This window comes from Arthrobacter sp. Y3223164 (assembly GCF_059091005.1).
Genome location: NZ_JBNHGF010000430.1, coordinates 1 through 2,153 on the forward strand (window position 1 = coordinate 1; position 2,153 = coordinate 2,153).

Sequence of the window (2,153 nt, forward strand, 5' to 3'; positions counted from 1 at the left end):
GGCTGCCCGCGGCGCCGGGGCCTCGGCGGCGCGGAGCAGGTCCTCCGGCGCGTCCGAGGGACCCTCAAGCACATTGAGCGGGATCTCGATGTGCACCGGTCGGGGCCGGGAGGAGCGGAAGAGTTCGAAGGCGTCATGGATGCCCTGCACCGCCTCGGTGGCCGAGGTGACGCGCCGCGACCACTCGACGATGGCGCCGACGGCGGCCGTGGCGTCCTTCGTCTCGTGCAGCGAACCGATGTCGGCGAACTCCTCGCCCTCGGGCACGCCCGGGGACAGGATGATCAGCGGCCGGGACTCGCAATAGGCGGTGCCCGCGGCCGAGAGGGCGTTGAGCAGGCCGGGCCCCGACGTCGTGATGACGACGCCGGGAAGGCCGGTCTGCTGTGCCCAGCCGTCGGCGGCGTAGCCGGCACCCTGTTCGTGCCGGGTGGTCACCGGGCGGATGCCCAGCGGGGCCAGGTGGCGGTAGAACTCCAGGTTGTGCGTGCCGGGGATGCCGAAGATGGTGTCGATGCCGTAGTTCCGCAGGACCGTCATGACGGCCAGGCCGGTGTTATCGGCGACGACGCCCTCGGGCAGCGCGACGGTGGGTGTTGCGGCCGGGGTGTGCTCAGACATGCTGGACCTCCGCGTTGAGTCGGGCAGGGCGGTCGGCGGTGAAGCGCTGGATGCCGTCCACCCAGGTTTCTAGGACCGGGATCTGGGAGATCTCGGCGGCGTCGACGGCCAGCGGGTCGGCGGCTAGGACCACGAAGTCGGCCCGCTTGCCCGCGGTCAGCGACCCCAGGTCGTCCTCGCGGCCCAGTGTATAGGCGGCGTTGATCGTGTGCGCCGCCAGCGCCTGGCGCGCCGTGATGAGCAGCGAGTCCGAACCGAGCCGTACGCCGGAGCGGGTGATCCGGTTGGTGGCGGCCTGGATGGCTTCCAGCGGCCGGGGCTCGGCCACGGGGGCGTCGGAGCTGATGGTCACCGGCACGCCGGCTGCCGCGAATTCGCCCAGCGGGTTGAACCGCTCGCCCGGAGTGCCGACGGCTTCCTTCACGCCCTCGCCCCAGTTGTAGTAGTGCTGCGGCTGGTTGACCGGATGGATGCCAGCGGCGGCCATCCGGTCGATCTGCTCCAGCGTGGGCAGCCCGCAGTGTTCGATCCGGTGCCGGGCATCGGTGTCGGGGCGTTCCGCCTGCGCGGCCTCGATGGCGGAGATGACCATCTCCAGCGCCGTCGGGGACTGCGCGTGCGTGGCGGTCTGCAGGCCCAGCCGGTGCGCCTTGGAAATCAGCGCGGCGTAGTCGGCCGGGTCGTGGTAGAGCTGGCCGGTGCGGCAGGGGTCGCCCACGTAGCCGTCCGGGAAGTACGCGGTCCAGCCGCCCAGGGTGCCGTCGGCGTAGAACTTGAAGCCGGCGAAGCTGAGCCGCGCGTTGCCGAACTGGCCGTGCAGGCCCATTTCGGCGGCCTCGTCCAGCAGGTGCGAGAGCAGGTACATGCTGACGCGGACCTTGAGCTGGTTTTCCTCGGCCATGCGCAGGTACATGTCGAACTCGCGGCGGGACACCTGGGCGTCGCCGATGGTGGTGACGCCGCCGGCCAGGAAGTTCTCCTGGGCGATTTGCAGCTGGCGCAGGTGCTCGTCGGGGGCGTCGGCCAGGTGGAAGTTCGGGCCGTGGTGGCCGATCTTCACGCCCTCCAGCCCGGTGAGGATGTTGCAGGCGGCGTCGGAGAGCTCGCCGGTCAGCTCCCCCGAGGCGTCGCGGAAGAATTCGCCGCCGGCCGGGTTGGGGGTGTCCTTGGTGACGCCGTGCAGTTCGAAGGTGTAGGAGTTCACCACGCCGCCGTGGCCGGAGGCGTTCATCAGGTAGACCTCGCGGTCGGTGGCGACCTCGTCGAGCTCCTGCCGGGTGGGGTGGCGGCCCTCCGCGAGGTTGGTGTGCTCGTAGCCGAAGCCGCGCACCGGCAGCCCGTTGGGGGTCTCGGCCGCGCGTTCCCTCAGCAGCGCGACGATCTCCGGGATGCTGCCGGCGCGTTCGGGCCCGCAGTCCACCCAGGTCTTCAGCTGCCCGTACATCAGCGGGTGCGCGTGCGCGTCGATGAAGCCCGGCACGATCGTTGCCCCGCCGGCGTTGTGTTCCTTCGGGTCCGGCAGGCCGAGGCCG

Annotated in this window: 2 protein-coding genes; both read right to left on the bottom strand. The window is 71.2% G+C overall.

Translation table 11 applies throughout. The features are described from left to right. On the bottom strand, positions 1 to 540 hold a 540-nt coding region (locus tag AC5RUJ_RS15020; protein ID WP_494156115.1), incomplete at its 3' end, for a thiamine pyrophosphate-binding protein. Positions 541 to 613: 73 nt separating this feature from the next. Beyond that, a partial coding sequence (locus AC5RUJ_RS15025) for an amidohydrolase (RefSeq protein ID WP_494156114.1) occupies positions 614 to 2,153 on the bottom strand: 1,540 nt, incomplete at its 5' end.